We start from the raw sequence: 16,776 nt of genomic DNA on the forward strand, positions 1-16,776 counted from the left end.
GTTTGCCATCTGCTTTGCCGGTTTCGCGATAAGTGAAGGTAAACTCAATCGGATGGCTGCCCTTGTCGGCGTATTCGGGAATGGTGGAAACTTGGACCGGAATGGTCAACGTTTGGCGCGGTGCGATTTTCACGCCGCCTTCCGGCAATCCGGTTAGGGCAATTTCTTCAAAGCCTTTGACTGCCGCAGTCATCACTTGTTCGTTTTCACTATTGTTGATAATGCGCAGGTTATATGCGTTTTCCAGCCAACCTTTGCTGTTTTCGCGCACCATCACGCCGCGGTCTTTCAAAATATCGACTTCGACCATTTTGCGTGTGGAAAGTCCGACCAAGAAAGCAATAATAACCACCAGCAAAACAGCGCCGTATCCCGCCACACGCGGACGTTTCAAGCGTTTTTTGATGTCGCTTTCAGGATATTCGTGTTCCAACGCGCCTTCGGTCGTATAGCGTATCAGTCCGCGCGGATAACCCATTTTATCCATGATTTCGTCGCAGGCATCAATACACGCCGCACAGCCGATACATTGATACTGCAAACCGTCGCGGATATCGATACCGACGGGACAGACCTGTACGCACATGGTGCAGTTGATGCAGTCGCCCAATCCGCTGTCTTCTTTGTTGGCGGTTTTCTTGCGCGCGCCGCGCGGTTCGCCGCGTTCGGTATCGTAAGAAATAATCAGCGTGTCTTTGTCGAACATCGCGCTTTGGAAGCGTGCATACGGACACATATGCAGGCACACTTTCTCACGCATAACGTGGGCAAAGAAGAAGGTCATGAAGCCGTAAAACGCTGCGGCAAACATCGCGCCGCCGCCTGCTGCTCCGGCAAACAAGTCGGGAACGAACTGGCGGATCGGGACAAACCAGCCCGCAAAGGTAATGCCTGTCCACGCGCAGACAAGAAAAATCAGCAGAGCTTTAGTTGCTTTAATACGGATTTTAGTGAAATTCCACGGCGATTTTTCCAGCTTCAGGCGTTTGTTGCGGTCGCCTTCGACCAAGTTGTCGATCCACAGCATGATTTCGGTATAAACCGTCTGCGGGCAGGAATAGCCGCACCACAAGCGTCCGGCAATCGTCGTCCACCAAAACAGCCCGAAGGCGCAAATCATCAGCAGCAGGGCAAGGTAAATCAAGTCGCCCATACCCAACGACAGCCCGAAAATGAAGAAATGCCGGTCCGGAATATTGAAGAGTACCGCCTGACGGTCGCTCCAGTTGAACCACGGAATCACATAAAACACAAACTGCGTCGCCAATACGGCGGCTATACGCAATTTGGCGAACCGCCCTTCCGCTTTTTTCGGATGGATGCGTTCGCCTTCGGGATGGATTTGGATGACGCTGGATTTGGGTTTTGAGGGTTTGGGCGGAGCGGTTTTTGCCGGTTTCTCGGACTGCTCTTTCGGGGCAGCGTTTTTTTCTTCTGACACAGCGTTTTCGGCTTGGTTTTCTGTTGACATTTTTCAGTGTTCCTTCGTGTGTTTGCGCGCAGGTCTTTTATTCTGATTACTGGTTTGATTGGTTTTTCAGACGACCTTTTATATGCGTCGGAATCATATCATTTGAACTTGACCAAAGCAAAAAGCCCTACTTGGCTTTTATATGCCACCCGTTTTGATTTTTCTGTTGCCCGAGTCTGAAATCGGCGATATTCAAGCAGTTGCATATAACCGATGACGCTATGTTTATAGCGAATCGCTATATCTCTGATAAAAATTTATAAACTACTGTTTCAAAACGGAATAACAGTTAATCTCATCTGCTTTGCCTGTTTCAGACGACCCCTTATGCGGACAATTTTTAAAACAGGACAATGCGAAACCGATGCCGTACCGGTTTGAAGTTGTCCTTCTGATAGACGGAAAGGTCGTCTGAAAGCCGCCCATATCCTTGAAAGCCTGACCGAATCGGGCGATAATCAACGGAATTTTCTTTACCGTTACCGTTTCAAACCAATACAACAAGGAAGGTACAAAATGTCTCAACTGGCAAACGCAATCCGTTTCCTCTCGGCCGATGCCGTTCAAAAAGCAAATTCCGGCCACCCCGGCGCGCCCATGGGTATGGCGGAAATGGCGGAAGTATTGTGGACGAAATTCCTGCGTCACAACCCTGCCAACCCCAAATTCTACAACCGCGACCGCTTCATCCTCTCCAACGGCCACGCGTCCATGCTGTTGTACAGCCTGCTGCACCTGACCGGCTACAACCTGAGCATTGAAGACTTGAAAAACTTCCGCCAACTGCACAGCAAAACCCCCGGCCACCCCGAATACGGCTACACCGATGGCGTGGAAACCACGACCGGCCCGTTGGGACAAGGCATTGCCAACGCGGTGGGTATGGCATTGGCGGAAAAAATCCTTGCCGCCGAATTTAATAAAGACGGTTTGAACATCGTCGATCACTACACTTACGTCTTCATGGGCGACGGCTGCCTGATGGAAGGCGTATCGCACGAAGCCTGTTCGCTCGCCGGCACTTTGGGCTTGGGCAAACTGATTGTTTTATATGATGACAACAATATTTCCATCGACGGCAAAGTGGACGGCTGGTTTACCGAAAACATCCCGCAACGCTTTGAAAGCTACGGCTGGCACGTCGTTCCCAACGTAAACGGCCACGACACCGCCGCCATTCAAGTCGCCATCGAAGCCGCCCGTGCCGAAACCGGCAAACCGTCCATCATCTGCTGCAAAACCTTAATCGGGAAAGGCAGTGCCAACAAAGAAGGCAGCCATAAAACCCACGGCGCACCTTTGGGCGCGGACGAAATCGAAGCCACGCGTAAACATCTGGGCTGGACTTACCCCGCCTTTGAAATTCCGCAAGAAATCTACAACGCATGGAGCGCGAAAGAACAAGGCGCGAAACTGGAAGCGGAATGGAACGAGCTGTTTGCGCAATACCAAGCCAAATATCCCGCCGAGGCCGCAGAATTCGTGCGCCGCATGGATAAAAAACTGCCGGACAATTTCGATGCATACGTTCAAGCAGCATTGAAAGAAGTATGTGCCAAAGCCGAAACCATCGCCACCCGCAAAGCCAGCCAAAACAGCATCGAAATCCTCGCTAAAGAGTTGCCCGAACTGGTGGGCGGTTCGGCCGACCTGACCCCGTCCAATCTCACCGACTGGTCGGGCAGCGTCTCCGTTACCCGCGACAAAGGCGGCAACTACATCCACTACGGCGTGCGCGAGTTCGGCATGGGTGCCATCATGAACGGCCTTGCCCTGCACGGCGGCGTGAAACCCTTCGGCGCAACTTTCCTGATGTTCAGCGAATACGAACGCAACGCTCTGCGCATGGCAGCGCTGATGAAAATCAACCCCGTCTTCGTCTTCACCCACGATTCCATCGGCCTCGGCGAAGACGGCCCGACCCACCAACCCGTCGAGCAAACCGCCACCCTGCGCCTGATTCCGAACATGGATGTATGGCGTCCGTGCGATACCGCCGAATCCTTGGTGGCCTGGGCGGAAGCGGTAAAAGCCGAAGACCATCCGTCCTGCCTGATTTTCAGCCGTCAAAACCTGAAATTCCAAGCGCGCAACGAGCAACAACTGAACGACATCAAACGCGGCGGCTACGTCATCAGCGAATCCCAAGACAACGCCCAAGCCGTCATCATTGCCACCGGTTCCGAAGTCGAGCTGGCTTTGGAAGCGCAAAAAGCCCTCGCCGCGCAAAACATCGCCGTGCGCGTCGTTTCCATGCCGTCCACCAACGTCTTCGACCGCCAAGACGCCGCCTATCAAGCCGCCGTCCTGCCCGAAGGCCTGCCGCGCATCGCCGTAGAAGCCGGACACGCCGACGGCTGGTACAAATACGTCGGATTGAACGGCGCAGTCGTCGGCATCAACCGCTTCGGCGAATCCGCCCCTGCCGAACTGCTGTTCAAAGAATTCGGCTTTACCGTGGAAAATGTGGTGGATACTGTGAAATCAGTGCTGTAAGCGGCAGCCATCGCATCAAAGGTCGTCTGAAAACGGAAGATAAGGTTTTCAGACGACCTTTTTCCTTTAAAGCCACCCAAACCGGTTTAACGAAAATCCAAATATAGTGGATTAAATTTAAATCAGGACAAGGCGACGAAGCCGCAGACAGTACAGATAGTACGGAACCGATTCACTTGGTGCTTCAGCACCTTAGAGAATCGTTCTCTTTGAGCTAAGACGAGGTAACGCCGTCCTGGTTTAAAGTTAATCCACTATACCCATACGGCGGCGCACCCCTTCCTACATAAATGAAGCCGGATAAAGCGTCGTCTGCCCCTCCTATTCCCAATAATCCTTTGCCATATCTTGAAAGCCATACCGCTAAACCGTAAAATCACACCTTACCCAATTTGATATAAATTTACATCCAACCCATCTTACCCGCCAATTATGATGACCCGCCTTGCCGCCTATCGGAAAACTCTCCTCATCTGCCTGATTTTATGGGCATCCATCGTCGCCGTTTTCTCCGCCGAACGTTTCTTCATGCTGCACCATTTCGTTTCAGACGACATCCGCAGCCGTTATGCGGGCAATTTGGCGGCTTTGTTTGTCAAAGGGCTGTTGTTCGACATCAAAATCGCCTCCATTGCCGCCGCCTTCCCCTTCCTGATCGGGCTGTTCGGACTGGCTACACAGAAAACCACCGCCTTTACCCTACGCCTCCTGCCTACCGTCGCAACCGTCCTTTCCCTGACCGCATTCGCCGCCGCACTGGGCAACTGGTTCTATTACAGCGTTTACGACCGTCAATTTGACGTCTTCGTCTTCGGGCTGGCGGACGAAGACACCCGCGCTGTCCTGAAAACCGTCTGGTCTGACTATCCCGTCATCCCCTGTCTTATCGCCTTAATTACCGCAGCTTTCGTTTTCGGCAAAATCTTTAGTCTCATCCGCCGCCGCACCCGCTTTCAGACGACCTCATGGGGGAAAACCGCTTGGATTGCCGCCGTCCTCTTACCCGTCCTCGCGCTTGCCGCAGGCATACGCGGCTCGTTCGGCAAATTCCCCCTGCGTCAGACCGCCATGCAGATTTCTGCCGCACCGCAAATCAACAAACTCGTTCCCAACGCCCTGACCTCCCTAAGCTGGGCAGTCAACGAATACCGCAACAGCAACGACTTCCATCCCGTCTCCGATGAAGACGGCAGCCGGCTCATCAGTACCCTGCTCGATAAAAAAACCGACGCCGACTTGACGCAGCTCTTTGCCCAAACCGCCGCAAACGCCGCCGTCGAAAAACACCGTCCCAACGTCGTTCTCACCGTCATGGAAAGCATGAGCGCGCATCTCTTGAACATGGACAATCCCGAACGGGACCTCTTGGGCGAACTGGGCAAACACTGGCAGCAAGACTGGGTATACCGCAAATTCGTTTCCGAAGGAGACGGCACCAGCGACACCCTGCACCGCTTCTTCGTCCGCAGCCCGCGCCTCAACCTCAGCCAATCCCTCGCCAAAAACAAAACCTTCCCCGGCAATATGTTCAAACCCTATCTCGATGCCGGCTACCGCGTCGTCTATATTACGGCGGGCAACGGCGGCTGGCGCGATTTCGACACCTTCCTGCGGCACTTGGGCGTCAACGAAATCATCGATGAAAACACCCTCAAAACCCACTATCCCGAAGCAAAATCCGACACATGGGGCGTCCCCGACGAATTCATGTTCCGTTATGCCGAAGAAGAACTCGCGCGCGCCGAAAAAAGCGGCACGCCCGTATTCATCATGATGATGTCCGTGACCAACCACCCGCCCTACCGCCTGCCCGCGCCGCATCAGGCGAAAAACTTCCGTTTGGACGAACAAGAGCAAAAACGCCTTGCCAACCTCGCCTCAGGCAAAGAGTTGAATGAAATTTTCAACACCTTCCGATACAGCAACGACCAACTCGGCCGCTTTATCGGCAAAGTGAAAACCATCGCGCCCGACACCATTATCGCCGCCACCGGCGACCACAATATGCGCGCCATCGGCTATCCCGAATCCGCCGATGCCGCACTCGGCCACAGCGTCCCCTTCTACCTTTACGTCCCGCAAGCCTACCGCGGTAGCGCCGAATACCATCCCGAACGCGCAGGTTCGCACAAAGACATCCTGCCGACCCTCTACAACTTAAGCTTGTCCAAATCGCGCTACTACCAAACCGGCTGCAACCTCACCGCCCCACAACCCGATTCCGCATGGTGCGGCTACGGCTACAACCCCGAAGTCATCATCACCGAACGCGGTTTCTATCATCAACACAGCAAAGCATTCCACAAATGGGACAACAAAAATATCCAAACCGCCGAAAGCCGCCCAAGCACACCGGATAACGAAGACCAAGCCATCATCCGCCGCGCCTCGGCATATACGCCGTTTCTTGAATGGCAGATCAACCGGATTATCAGTACCCAATAAATCCGTTTATAGCCAAAGGTCGTCTGAAAAGTTTCAGACGACCTTTTTGCAAACCAACCATACCCCAGGCACTCCCGGCTTAAAGCAGATGCCGAACCATACCGTCATAGTGTAGTAAAATATAGTGGATTAACTTTAAATCAGGACAAGGCGACGAAGCCGCAGACAGTACAGATAGTACGGAACCGATTCACTTGGTGCTTCAGCACCTTAGAGAATCGTTCTCTTTGAGCTAAGGCGAGGCAACGCCGTACTGGTTTAAAGTTAATCCACTATAAAACACACCTCAAACATCGCACCACATTGCATCCGCGCAAACAACGCCTTACCGTTTGGCGGCAAATCCGCTATATAATCTATGCCGCTTGCGCCCCACACAAGGAACCTCATGAAAAAACACATCTACTGCCGCCACAGCTTTGAAATCGAAGTCCAGTTTTTCGATGTGGACGCCATGCACATCGTTTGGCACGGCAACTATGTGAAATACCTCGAAACCGCCCGCTGCGCCTTTTTGTCCGCCATCGGCTACGACTACAATGAAATGGCTCGGCAGGGATACAGTTGGCCGATCGTGCAGATGAACCTCAAATACATCCGCCCCGCCCGCTTCGGTCAAAAAATCCGCGTCGATATGGACATCGTCGAAATCGAAAGCTGCCTGCGCATCGACTATACGATTTATGATGCGCAAACCAACGAAAAGCTCAACCGCGCTTCGACCACCCAAGCCGCCGTTTCGCTGGCAGACGGCCTGATGCAGTTTCAGACCCCGCAAAGCTGGCTGGATGCCGTGCAAACCCATCCGACCTTTACTCCCACCTGACCTTCCCGTTTTCAGACGACCCCAACCCTTAAAGGTCGTCTGAAAACAAACCTGAAAAGGAACAACATGAAAAAAACACTTACCGCCCTCTTCCTGACCCTCGCCAGCCCCGCCTTGTGGGCGTTTTCCACCGCCGAACTCGCCCAAACCCTGCAAAAACCGTCCAACGTACAGGGCGCGTTTACCCAGCAGCGGCAGTTGAAATCCCTGAGCAAACCGATGGTTACGGGCGGAAAATTTGTCCTGATTCCGAAAAAAGGCCTGTTGTGGCAAATGCAGAAACCGTTTGAAACCACCCTGCGCGTGCGCTCGGACGGCATCATGCAGTGGAACGGCAGCGCATGGACCAACCCCAACCAAGGCAAGGTTGGACAAAGTCAGCAAATCAAGCTCTTCCTCGACCTGCTCGGCGGCAACACGCAAGGTTTGGAAAAACAATTCGACCTCGCCCTCTCTGGCACTGAAAAGCAATGGACGCTGAATTTGACGCCGAAAACTGCCGTTACCCGCCAAATTTTCAATCACATCGTTATCAGCGGCGACAGCGTGGTGCGCAAAATCGAGTTGGACGAAAAACAAGGCGACAAAACCGTGATGCAGTTCAGAGAAGTGCAAACCGGCAAACCGCTGGACGACTTTGCCAAAAAAGCCCTGTAAGCGGCATCATCCGACAGACCTGCAAAGTCATTCTGTCCACTTTTGAAGAACTTACCTGTCGGCTTGCCGCCCGCGTTTTTTCTCTCCGCATGAGAGGTTGAGCGAGGGCGGCAAGCCGCAGGTTTGCATTTTATCAGGCAGATATTTTTGCCCTAAGCCCAGTGATTTCAGGATATGCCATTTGCCTCCACTTTCACGCCTACCGCCCTTTTCAGACGACCTCCATTTATCCCACCCTATTGTTCTTTAAATAATTTTACAAAAAAGCTATAATAACCAATCATCAAATAATTTTTGTTAATACATAAAGGGAAGCGACGTGAAAAAAGTGCTGCTGGTGTATTACTCGCAAACCGGACAGCTGGCGGAACTGGTGCGGAATTTCGCCGAACCTTTGCGGCAGGGCGGCGTCCATGTGGATTGCGTAAACCTTGAGCCGCAAGAGCCGTATCCGTTTCCGTGGTCGTTTTGGCGGTTTTTCAACACCTTTCCCGAAACCGTCCACCTGAAACCCGCGCCGATTCTGCCGCCCGCCATCCCCGACGATGATTACGACGCTGTGGTTATCGCTTATACCGTCTGGTTCCTCTCGCCCGCGCAGCCGATTACCGCCTTCCTGCAACGGGAAGAAACCCGCCGCCTGCTCAACGGCAAACCCGTGGTAACGCTTATCGGCTGCCGCAATATGTGGTTGGGCGCACAGGAAAAAATGAAGTCGCTTTTGGCACAAAACGGTGCGAAACTCATCGGCAACATCGTCAAAATCGACGCATGCAACAGCGCCGCCAGTTTCATCACCACCCCTGCATGGCTGCTGTCGGGAGACAAACAATACTTCCGCGCCCTGCCCTCCGCCGGCATCGCAGACGGAGAGCTGGCCGACGCGGCGCGCTTCGGTGCAAAAATGCGGGATACCCTGTTGCAAAACAAAACCTTGGACGAAACCTTGTTTCAAAATATGGGCGCGGTCAAGGTGAACGAAAAACTGATTTTCAGCGAAAAAGCCGCCGGACGCAGCTTTTTCCTGTGGGGCAGGCTGCTGATGGCCGCCGGACGTGTGTCCCCCCTGCTGCGCCGCGCCCTGCTGTGTTTTTATATCCTGTTTCTGCTGGCGATGATTCTGGTGTTGGTACCGGTGAGCGTATTGGTGAAAAAACTGCTGCATCCGCTGCTCAAAGGCCGTCTGAAAAAACTGGCGGATTATTACGGCCAACCTTCCGGCGGATGAACCGGATTGCGGGCGGCAACCTGTAAGGAGACTGTATATGGACGATTTTGAACGCATTTACCGCGACTGGCACGAATATGCCAAAAACCGCGACACCGACGCGCTGATTGCGCTGTATGCCGACGACGCCGTATTTGAAAGCCCGCTGGTGCCCGCGATTATGAATACCGACAGCGGCATCCTGTGCGGCAAGGCCGAAATCCTGCGTTTCTTACAGGAAGGCACGCGCCGCCGTCCCAACGATTTGGTGCGCTGGTATCGGGACGGCCGCTATTTCGTTACGGGCGATACGCTGGTGTGGGAATACCCGCGCCAAACGCCCGACGGCGATCAAGTGGATATTTTGGAAGTGATGCGGCTGGAAGGCGGCAAAATCAAGCACCACCGCATTTATTGGGGCTGGTTCGGCACGCAAATGCTGACAGCTTCGGCACTCGCCAAAGCGGTTAAGGCTTGACGCCGGAAGCCGCACCGACGTTGGCAGAGGCCGTCTGAAAACGACCAAAATGTTTTGCAGCAACGGCCGACGACAGTCTTGCTTTTCAGACGGCCTCAAATACAGAAAGCACTCCATGCCCGAAGTAATCCATTACCCCGAACGCCGCCGCTTCCAAATCGACATCAACGGTTTGGAAGCAGGCTATATCAGTTATACCGAGCACAACGGAAGCTGGGACGTAGACCATACCGAAGTTTCGCCCAATTTCCGCAATCAGGGCATTGCCCGAATGCTGGTGGATACGTTAACGGCATATGCCGAAGCACACGGCATCCCGCTCACCGCAAGCTGCGATTACGCGGCGCAGTTTATCGGCTGACCACTTATCATAGTGAGACAAAATAAGGAAAAAGCAAGGCAACGCCATAGTATCCATATTTTGTTTCGCCATATAACAAAGAACCATGATTCCAAATAACACACTCAAAAACGTTTACCTCAACCGTACCGCCGCCTTCCTGCCCAACGCACCCATCGGCAATGATGCGATAGAAGCCGTACTCGGCATGGCGGGCGAGCTGCCCTCGCGCGTGCGGCGCATGATTTTGCGTTCCAACGGCATCCAAACGCGGCACTACGCCATAGACCCCGACAGCCGCCACGCCACGCATACTAATGCCGAACTTGCCGCCGAAGCAGTCCGCCGGCTGTTCGCACAAGGCATCAAGCCCGAAGACATCACCAGCCTGTCCTGCGCGACGTCCTATCCCGACCAAACCATGCCCGGACACGGCGTGATGGTACACGGCCTTTTGGAGATGCCCTCCTGCGAAGTATTGAGCATGGCGGGCGTGTGTGCGGCAGGCATGGCGGCGATGAAACACGCCTACAACGCCGTACGCACCGGCGAACACGCCCACGCCGTCGCCGCTGCGTCGGAAAACGCTTCGGCGGTGATGCGCGGCGAAGTGTTCCAACACGAAACCGACCATAAAAAGCTGGAAAACGCCTCCCCCGAAATCGGTTTTGAAAAAGACTTTTTGCGCTGGATGTTGTCGGACGGCGCAGGCGCGGCATACTTGTCCGACCGCCCCAATTCAGACGGCCTCAGCCTGAAAATCCGCTGGATAGAGCTGCTCTCTTACGCCAACGAAATGCCGCCCTGCATGTATGCCGGCGCAGAATTCCGCGACGGCGTGTTCGAAGGCTGGAAACACGCCGACCCCGAATACAGCCGCCGCCACAGCCTGATGGCGGTCAAGCAGGACGTAAAACTATTGAACGAAAACATCGTCCGCTACACAGTGGAAAAACCGCTCGCGCAAATCGCCGCCAAACACGGCATCCGCGCCGACGAAATCGACTGGTTCCTGCCCCACTACTCTTCCGGCTTTTTCCGCGACCGCCTTTCAGACGGCCTGAAAAACATCGGCTTTGAAATTCCGCAGGAAAAATGGTTTACCAACCTCTACACCAAAGGCAACACCGGCTCGGCATCGATTTACATTATCCTTGAAGAATTTATGCGCACTTTCCCATTGGAGCGCGGTCAAAAAGTTTTGTGCTACGTTCCCGAAAGCGGGCGTTTCTCAACTTGCTTTATGCTTTTGGAAGCGGTATAGCAAACTGAAAAAAGGTCGTCTGAAACTATGGAAATCAAAGACATCCCGCAAGATGACAGCGAAAGCTACCACGGACATCTGAAAGTCATTTACGGCACACGCGACGGGCGTTACGAAGCCGGTACCAGCAGCGGCTGGCAGGACGAAGCCTACGCCACCGAAATGGCGGTCGCCGAACTCGACGAACAAACCCGCGCCGCCCGCGAAGCAGTGGCACGGGGCGAATATTCGCCGCTGTATTACCATATGTTCCGCTTCCGCCACGACGAAGCCGGTTTGGCAATGGCCGCGGGCGTATGGAAATGGCAGCTCCGCCGCCACCTGCGTCCCGAAATCTTCGCCAAACTACCCGACAAAACCCTGCAAAAATACGCCGACGCGCTGCAAATCAACATAGACGAATTAAAGCGGACGGACGCGGATTAAGGCGAACCAGCCCTTACTGACGGCGGCAACCTGCCCTGATTTGTTTTTCAGACGACCTCATCTGTGTTTGAAACACAGTCGCCTAATTATAAAAATACTTCTAAACAGATATCTGATTGATACCCCCATGACCGAATTCCCACACCAGCATACCGCCCACTGCGAAAGCGGCGTAATGTCCACACTGCTCAAATACCACGGCCACGACTTAGACGAAGCCATGATCTTCGGCATCGCCCACGCGCTAACCTTTGTCTGGCTGCCCGTCGTCAAGCTGGGCGGCATGCCGCTGGTTTCCTACCGCATCGCACCGCGCGGCATCATCAAAAACACCTGCAAGGCATTGGGGCTGAAATTGTCCGCCCGCAAATTTTCCAATGCCCAAAAGGGACAGGACGCGCTGGATGCCGCGCTTTCATCGGGCAAACTGGCGGGGTTGCAGACCTCCGTATTCTGGCTGCCGTATTTCCCGCCGCAAATGCGTTTCCATTTCAACGCACACAATCTCTTGGTGTACGGCAAAGACGGCGACGACTACCTGATCAGCGACCCCGTGTTTGAAACGGTGCAGCGCTGCGCCACCGAAGATTTGCAGCGGGCGCGTTTCGCCAAAGGCGTATTGGCCGCCAAAGGCATGATGTACACGCTGGAAAACGACAGGCCGTCTGAAAAAGTTAAGGCCGACTTACCCGCCATCATCCGCAAAGCCATACGCAAAAACGCCAAACAAATGCTCCCGCCCGTTTTTTTCGTCGGCGTAAAAGGCATCCGCACGTTGGCAAAAAACATCGAAGCCCTGCCTGCCAAACGAAATGAAAAATACCAAAAGCTGTTCCTCGGCCATCTCGTGCGGATGCAGGAAGAAATCGGCACCGGCGGCGCGGGTTTCCGCTATATCTACGCCTATTTCCTCGAACAGGCCGCCCGTATCTGCGACAACCCCGCGTTTCAGACGGCCTCGGAACAAATGACCGCCATCGGCGACCAATGGCGGCAGTTTGCAGCGATGTGCGTGAAGCAGTGCAAAAAGCCGTCTGAAAACGGCTGCCACGAAATCGCCGCATTTTTGCGCAAGATTGCGGATGATGAAGAAGCCTTGTGGCGGGGATTGTTGAAATAATGGGGAATCATGCGGTATCGATAAATTTTCTGTAAACGTTTGCGCGCAGGTAAACCGATGCCTTAGCGATTTCACTATGCTCCACCCATACTAAGGCCGTCTGAAACCATGATTCAAATCCAATCCCTCTCCCACCGTTATCCCAAAGCCGAAACTGCCGCGCTGGACAATGTGTCGTTCGACATTGCCGACGGCGAATGTTTGGGGCTGCTCGGCCACAACGGTGCGGGGAAAACGACGCTGATGTCGCTTTTGGCCGGCTTGCAGGAAGTACGGCAGGGCGAAATTTTGTTTGACGGCAAGCCGTTGCGCCTGTTAAGCCGCAGCGAACGGCAGAAAATCGGTTTGGTGCCGCAAGATTTCGCGTTTTATCCGCAGCTTTCGGTGTGGGACAACCTGCTGTTTTTCGCCTCGCTTTACAAAGTGCGCGACAAAGGCCGTCTGAACGCGCTGTTGGAACAGACCGACCTGACCGCACACAAAAACAAAGCGGCAAAGCATCTTTCGGGCGGGCTTAAACGTCGTCTGAATTTTGCCATCGGTCTGATTAACACGCCGCAACTGGTGTTCCTCGACGAAATCACAGTCGGCATCGACCCGCAGTCGCGCCGCTTTATCCTCGACAGCGTAGCGGATTTGACACGGCAGGGGGTAACGGTGGTTTACACCTCGCACTATCTGTCAGAAATCGAGCAGCTTTGCGGCAAAATTGCGCTGCTGCAACACGGCAAGCTGGTGTACCACGGCGGTTTGGACGAGCTTTTAAGCACGCAAACAGGCGTCGTGCGCTTTACTGTCGAACCGCCGCTGCCGCCTCAAACGCTGGCCGCTTTGGGTGCAAAGCAAGTGGACAGCCGCGGCATGATGGAAACGGCGCACGATGCCGCCGCCGTTTACACCGCCCTGCAACAAAGCGGCGCACAAATCCGCTACTTCCAGCAGGGACACGGTTCGCTGGAAACGTTTTACCTTGATTTCCTGCGCAAAGACGAACCGGCAACAGATAAGCAAAATCCACAATGACAACCTCTTCCCTCCTCAAAGAACTCAAACTGCTCTGCCGCGACCTGCACGGTTTGGCCGTGTTGTTTGTGATGCCCATCGCTTTCATGCTGATTATGTCGTTGGCGCTGAGCCGCGACCAAGACCCGCACACCGACAGCCGCATCGCACTGGTCGGCGCGGCAAACGACAGCGTCAATACCACGCTGGCCGCCGCGCTGGAAAAAGAGCAGATTCATGTTACGCGGATGTCGTCTGAAAAACTGACCGACGCACAAAACGGCCTGCACGACAAGCGTTTCCAACTGGTGCTGCACAACCCGAACCCCGCTTCCGGCAAAATCGCCGACAACAAAGCCTTGCAAATCTATGTACCGCCAGATACTGAGCCTTCATGGCTGGCGGCGGTTAAAGGCGTTTTGCAGCAGCACTACACCCAAACGCGGCTGGACGCTTATTTCGACAACAACGACGGCATCAAAATCGACAATAAAAAACTGCCCCGTTCCATCCGCAAAGACATCCAGAAAAAAGTCGATGAAAAAAACGACGAACAATTCGCCGCCGTACGCAGCTTTTTAGATAAAAAAATGCTGGAAGAACACTATCTGAGCGCAGGCAGCGGCACAGTGGAAAAACCCAACGCTGTACAGCACAGCGTTCCCGCATGGCTGATTTTCGGTATGTTTTTCATCATGATACCGCTGTCGAACGTCATGGCGCTGGAACGCCAGACCAACACCATCACCCGCCTGCGTCTCGCCCGCGCCTCCGCGTTCGGCCTGATTGCCGCCAAACTCATCCCCTATTTCCTGATTAACCAGCTCCAATTTGTCGGAATGCTGCTGCTCGGCCGCTACCTGCTGCCCGAAATCGGCGTGCCCGCCCTCATACTCAACGGCAGCCTTGTTCCCTACGCGCTGCTGTCCGCCGCCGTCAGCGCCGCCGCACTCGGCTACGCGCTTTTGGTCAGCGTCTGCGCCAAATCCACCGAACACGCCGTCGTCCTCGGCGGCGGCGGCATCATCCTGATGGCAGCAATCGGCGGCATTATGGTACCCGCCCACGTCATGCCCGAAACCATGCAGCAACTCACTTGGATTTCCCCGATGGCATGGGGCTTAAAGGCTTTTCAAGAACTGCTGCTCAACCGCAGCGGACTGGACGGAATCGGCCGCTACCTCATCCTGCTGTCCGCCTTCGCCGCCGCCACCCTGACCGCCGCCGTGCTGGTTTACCGCAGGCAGTTGCAGACGCAGGTACGGTTTTAAAACTAGAAGCTACTAACAACCTCATCAAAGTCATCAAGCGAAACGCTTTCGGCTTTCGGAACTTTGACAATTTTAAAACTAGAATCCTCATCGCTTTGAACATCAAAAAGGAGAGGACTGATTTAGTCCTCTCCAGATTATAACTTTTCATCAACCCACTACAGTTGACAAAGAGCCCGAAAAAGAGGGATAAGTTGCAGATAAGTGAAAACCTCTAAAGTTGGAAAACTTTAGAGGTTCATGCTAAGGTTGAAAATGCTGGTGCAAGATAGCAAAGTAATCCTGCGGATTATGAAGAAATGGGAAGTGGCCGCTGTTTTTAATCGTAAAGACTTGGGCGCTAGGGTAGCGGCTGATGACAAAATGTCCACTGGCACCAAAAATATCATTGTCACCAAAGGTCACGGTGATAGGAAAAGGAGGATGTTCTAGGCGGGGCAAGAGAGGGTAGGCAGTGATTTCCTTTCTCGTTTGATTGCTTGCCTGGACTGAAACATTGCTCATGTCTAGTTTCACATCATGAAAGGCTGGATAGTCGGCATTGTAATTACGGACAACTTGGCGAAAGAGAGCCTGCGAAGCCTTGGAACTACCGAGACCGCCAAGCAGAGTGTTGAGCCCCATTTTCGTCCACTCAAGAAAAGTGCAGTGTTTTCGATTGTAGCGCATCATCTCCTTTTCCATTTCTTGCCACTGGGAGCCTGTCCCTGTTCCTGACGAGGAAAGCAAGAGACTAAGGAGGCGGTCGGGATTTTTATTGGCGTAGATTTGCGCGTACAGACCGCCCCAGGAATGTCCAAAAAGGTGAAATTTTTCTAGTCCGAATTGGTTGGCGATTGTGTTAATGTCTGCTATGTAGGCTTCTATGCTATAATCACCGCTCAGGCAGGGAGATTTTCTGGTTCCCCGCTGGTGAAAGGTGATGATTTGGAAGTTTTCTTCAAACTCTGGCGCAAACCAAAGAAAGTCGTCAGGTGCTCCCGGTCCACCGTGTAGCAAGATAATCGTTTCCTTGTCGGGATTGGGGTAGCAGATGGTGTAGAGCTGGTCGGAGCCATTTCGGATCATCGTTTCGATTTTTTGAGAATGAGTCATCGTTTTCCTTTCTTTCAATAGAGCGTCCACCACTGATTACGATATTGCCAGAAAACTATTTCCTTCTGCGAAAATTTTCCTCGACCACTTTCACATTGTACAACATCTCGGCCGGGCTATGAACCGTCTTCGCATCCAAATCATGAATCAGTTGGATAAAAAATCGCACAAATATAGGGCACTCAAACGCTACTGGAAACTCATTCAACAGGATAGCCGTAAACTCAGCCATAAACGTTTTTATCGTCCAACTTTTCGCATGCACTTGACCAGCGGAGAGATTCTAGAAAAACTTCTCTCTTGCTCTCAAGAACTCCGAGAACACTATAAACTCTACCAACTCCTGCTTTTTCATTTTCAAGAGAAAAAAACTGAGCATTTCTTTGGACTCATTGAAGATACCATTTCTTATGTAAATCCTATTTTTCAAACTGTTTTTAAGACCTTCTTGAAAAACAAGGATAAGATCCTGAACACACTGGAACTGCCCTACTCAAACGCAAAACTAGAAGCTACTAACAACCTCATCAAAGTCATCAAGCGAAACGCTTTCGGCTTTCGGAACTTTGACAATTTTAAAACTAGAATCCTCATCGCTTTGAACATCAAAAAGGAGAGGACTGATTTAGTCCTCTCCAGATTATAACTTTTCATCAACCCACTACAGTTGACAAAGAG

Annotated in this window: 14 protein-coding genes and 2 pseudogenes; 14 read left to right on the plus strand and 2 right to left on the minus strand. The window is 53.1% G+C overall.

Annotated elements, in window-relative coordinates:
- Window positions 1–1,471 (minus strand): cytochrome c oxidase accessory protein CcoG (ccoG, locus tag HMPREF1051_RS08545; protein WP_003767214.1); only part of this gene is annotated, 1,471 nt, incomplete at its 3' end.
- Window positions 1,472–1,987: 516 nt separating this feature from the next.
- Here ccoG and tkt point away from each other — a divergent pair.
- From tkt to HMPREF1051_RS13525, 13 genes and pseudogenes are all read left to right on the plus strand, one after another.
- Complete coding sequence (gene tkt / locus HMPREF1051_RS08550; protein ID WP_003767189.1) at window positions 1,988–3,967, plus strand: transketolase; 1,980 nt, start codon at window positions 1,988–1,990, stop codon at window positions 3,965–3,967.
- 432 nt (window positions 3,968–4,399) lie between these two features.
- Entirely contained in the window at window positions 4,400–6,412 is a 2,013-nt protein-coding gene (locus HMPREF1051_RS08555) for an LTA synthase family protein (RefSeq protein ID WP_003767184.1), read from the plus strand.
- 388 nt (window positions 6,413–6,800) lie between these two features.
- Complete coding sequence (locus tag HMPREF1051_RS08560) at window positions 6,801–7,238, plus strand: acyl-CoA thioesterase (RefSeq protein WP_003767199.1); 438 nt, start codon at window positions 6,801–6,803, stop codon at window positions 7,236–7,238.
- 66 nt (window positions 7,239–7,304) lie between these two features.
- A complete protein-coding gene (locus tag HMPREF1051_RS08565) occupies window positions 7,305–7,895 on the plus strand; it encodes a LolA family protein (RefSeq protein WP_003767219.1) in 591 nt (196 codons plus the stop codon).
- A 319-nt stretch (window positions 7,896–8,214) separates the two neighbouring features.
- Window positions 8,215–9,123 (plus strand): flavodoxin family protein, encoded by a 909-nt coding sequence (locus HMPREF1051_RS08570; RefSeq protein ID WP_003767187.1) that lies wholly within the window; start codon window positions 8,215–8,217, stop codon window positions 9,121–9,123.
- A gap of 37 nt (window positions 9,124–9,160) precedes the next feature.
- Window positions 9,161–9,580 (plus strand): nuclear transport factor 2 family protein, encoded by a 420-nt coding sequence (locus HMPREF1051_RS08575; protein WP_003767217.1) that lies wholly within the window; start codon window positions 9,161–9,163, stop codon window positions 9,578–9,580.
- Window positions 9,581–9,695: 115 nt separating this feature from the next.
- Complete coding sequence (locus HMPREF1051_RS08580; RefSeq protein ID WP_036492623.1) at window positions 9,696–9,941, plus strand: GNAT family N-acetyltransferase; 246 nt, start codon at window positions 9,696–9,698, stop codon at window positions 9,939–9,941.
- Window positions 9,942–10,026: 85 nt separating this feature from the next.
- Window positions 10,027–11,184: a beta-ketoacyl-ACP synthase III gene (locus tag HMPREF1051_RS08585; protein ID WP_003767224.1), complete on the plus strand. Its 1,158-nt coding sequence runs from the start codon at window positions 10,027–10,029 to the stop codon at window positions 11,182–11,184.
- Window positions 11,185–11,211: 27 nt separating this feature from the next.
- A complete protein-coding gene (locus HMPREF1051_RS08590) occupies window positions 11,212–11,610 on the plus strand; it encodes a hypothetical protein (protein ID WP_003767209.1) in 399 nt (132 codons plus the stop codon).
- A gap of 127 nt (window positions 11,611–11,737) precedes the next feature.
- Window positions 11,738–12,730, plus strand: coding sequence for a BtrH N-terminal domain-containing protein (locus HMPREF1051_RS08595; protein ID WP_036492621.1), 993 nt, complete (start codon window positions 11,738–11,740; stop codon window positions 12,728–12,730).
- Between the two features lie 108 nt (window positions 12,731–12,838).
- On the plus strand, window positions 12,839–13,753 hold the full coding sequence (locus tag HMPREF1051_RS08600; RefSeq protein WP_003767201.1) for an ABC transporter ATP-binding protein: 915 nt from the start codon (window positions 12,839–12,841) through the stop codon (window positions 13,751–13,753).
- A complete protein-coding gene (locus tag HMPREF1051_RS08605) occupies window positions 13,750–15,003 on the plus strand; it encodes an ABC transporter permease (protein ID WP_003767193.1) in 1,254 nt (417 codons plus the stop codon). The genes HMPREF1051_RS08600 and HMPREF1051_RS08605 overlap by 4 nt, the downstream gene beginning before the upstream one ends.
- A pseudogene (locus HMPREF1051_RS13525) lies at window positions 15,003–15,146 on the plus strand (transposase); the annotation flags it as partial. The gene HMPREF1051_RS08605 and the pseudogene HMPREF1051_RS13525, both read left to right, overlap by 1 nt.
- Window positions 15,147–15,246: 100 nt before the next feature.
- Here the strand turns inward: HMPREF1051_RS13525 and HMPREF1051_RS08610 are convergent.
- Entirely contained in the window at window positions 15,247–16,098 is an 852-nt protein-coding gene (locus HMPREF1051_RS08610) for an alpha/beta fold hydrolase (RefSeq protein WP_003767211.1), read from the minus strand.
- A gap of 43 nt (window positions 16,099–16,141) precedes the next feature.
- Between HMPREF1051_RS08610 and HMPREF1051_RS08615 the strand changes: the two are divergent.
- Window positions 16,142–16,744, plus strand: a pseudogene (locus tag HMPREF1051_RS08615) (transposase); the annotation flags it as partial.
- Between the last annotated feature and the right edge of the window lie 32 nt (window positions 16,745–16,776).

Origin of the sequence: Neisseria sicca VK64, from assembly GCF_000260655.1 — a bacterium.
GTDB classification, from domain to species: domain Bacteria; phylum Pseudomonadota; class Gammaproteobacteria; order Burkholderiales; family Neisseriaceae; genus Neisseria; species Neisseria sicca_B.

Coding starts and splice junctions, on each gene's coding strand:
- HMPREF1051_RS08600 (WP_003767201.1), top strand. CDS start 12,839: ATGATTCAAATCCAATCCCTCTCCCACCGTTATCCCAAAGCCGAAACT.
- HMPREF1051_RS08575 (WP_003767217.1), top strand. CDS start 9,161: ATGGACGATTTTGAACGCATTTACCGCGACTGGCACGAATATGCCAAA.
- HMPREF1051_RS08560 (WP_003767199.1), top strand. CDS start 6,801: ATGAAAAAACACATCTACTGCCGCCACAGCTTTGAAATCGAAGTCCAG.
- HMPREF1051_RS08590 (WP_003767209.1), top strand. CDS start 11,212: ATGGAAATCAAAGACATCCCGCAAGATGACAGCGAAAGCTACCACGGA.
- HMPREF1051_RS08555 (WP_003767184.1), top strand. CDS start 4,400: ATGATGACCCGCCTTGCCGCCTATCGGAAAACTCTCCTCATCTGCCTG.
- HMPREF1051_RS08565 (WP_003767219.1), top strand. CDS start 7,305: ATGAAAAAAACACTTACCGCCCTCTTCCTGACCCTCGCCAGCCCCGCC.
- tkt (WP_003767189.1), top strand. CDS start 1,988: ATGTCTCAACTGGCAAACGCAATCCGTTTCCTCTCGGCCGATGCCGTT.
- HMPREF1051_RS08605 (WP_003767193.1), top strand. CDS start 13,750: ATGACAACCTCTTCCCTCCTCAAAGAACTCAAACTGCTCTGCCGCGAC.
- HMPREF1051_RS08595 (WP_036492621.1), top strand. CDS start 11,738: ATGACCGAATTCCCACACCAGCATACCGCCCACTGCGAAAGCGGCGTA.
- HMPREF1051_RS08610 (WP_003767211.1), bottom strand. CDS start 16,098: ATGACTCATTCTCAAAAAATCGAAACGATGATCCGAAATGGCTCCGAC.
- HMPREF1051_RS08580 (WP_036492623.1), top strand. CDS start 9,696: ATGCCCGAAGTAATCCATTACCCCGAACGCCGCCGCTTCCAAATCGAC.
- HMPREF1051_RS08585 (WP_003767224.1), top strand. CDS start 10,027: ATGATTCCAAATAACACACTCAAAAACGTTTACCTCAACCGTACCGCC.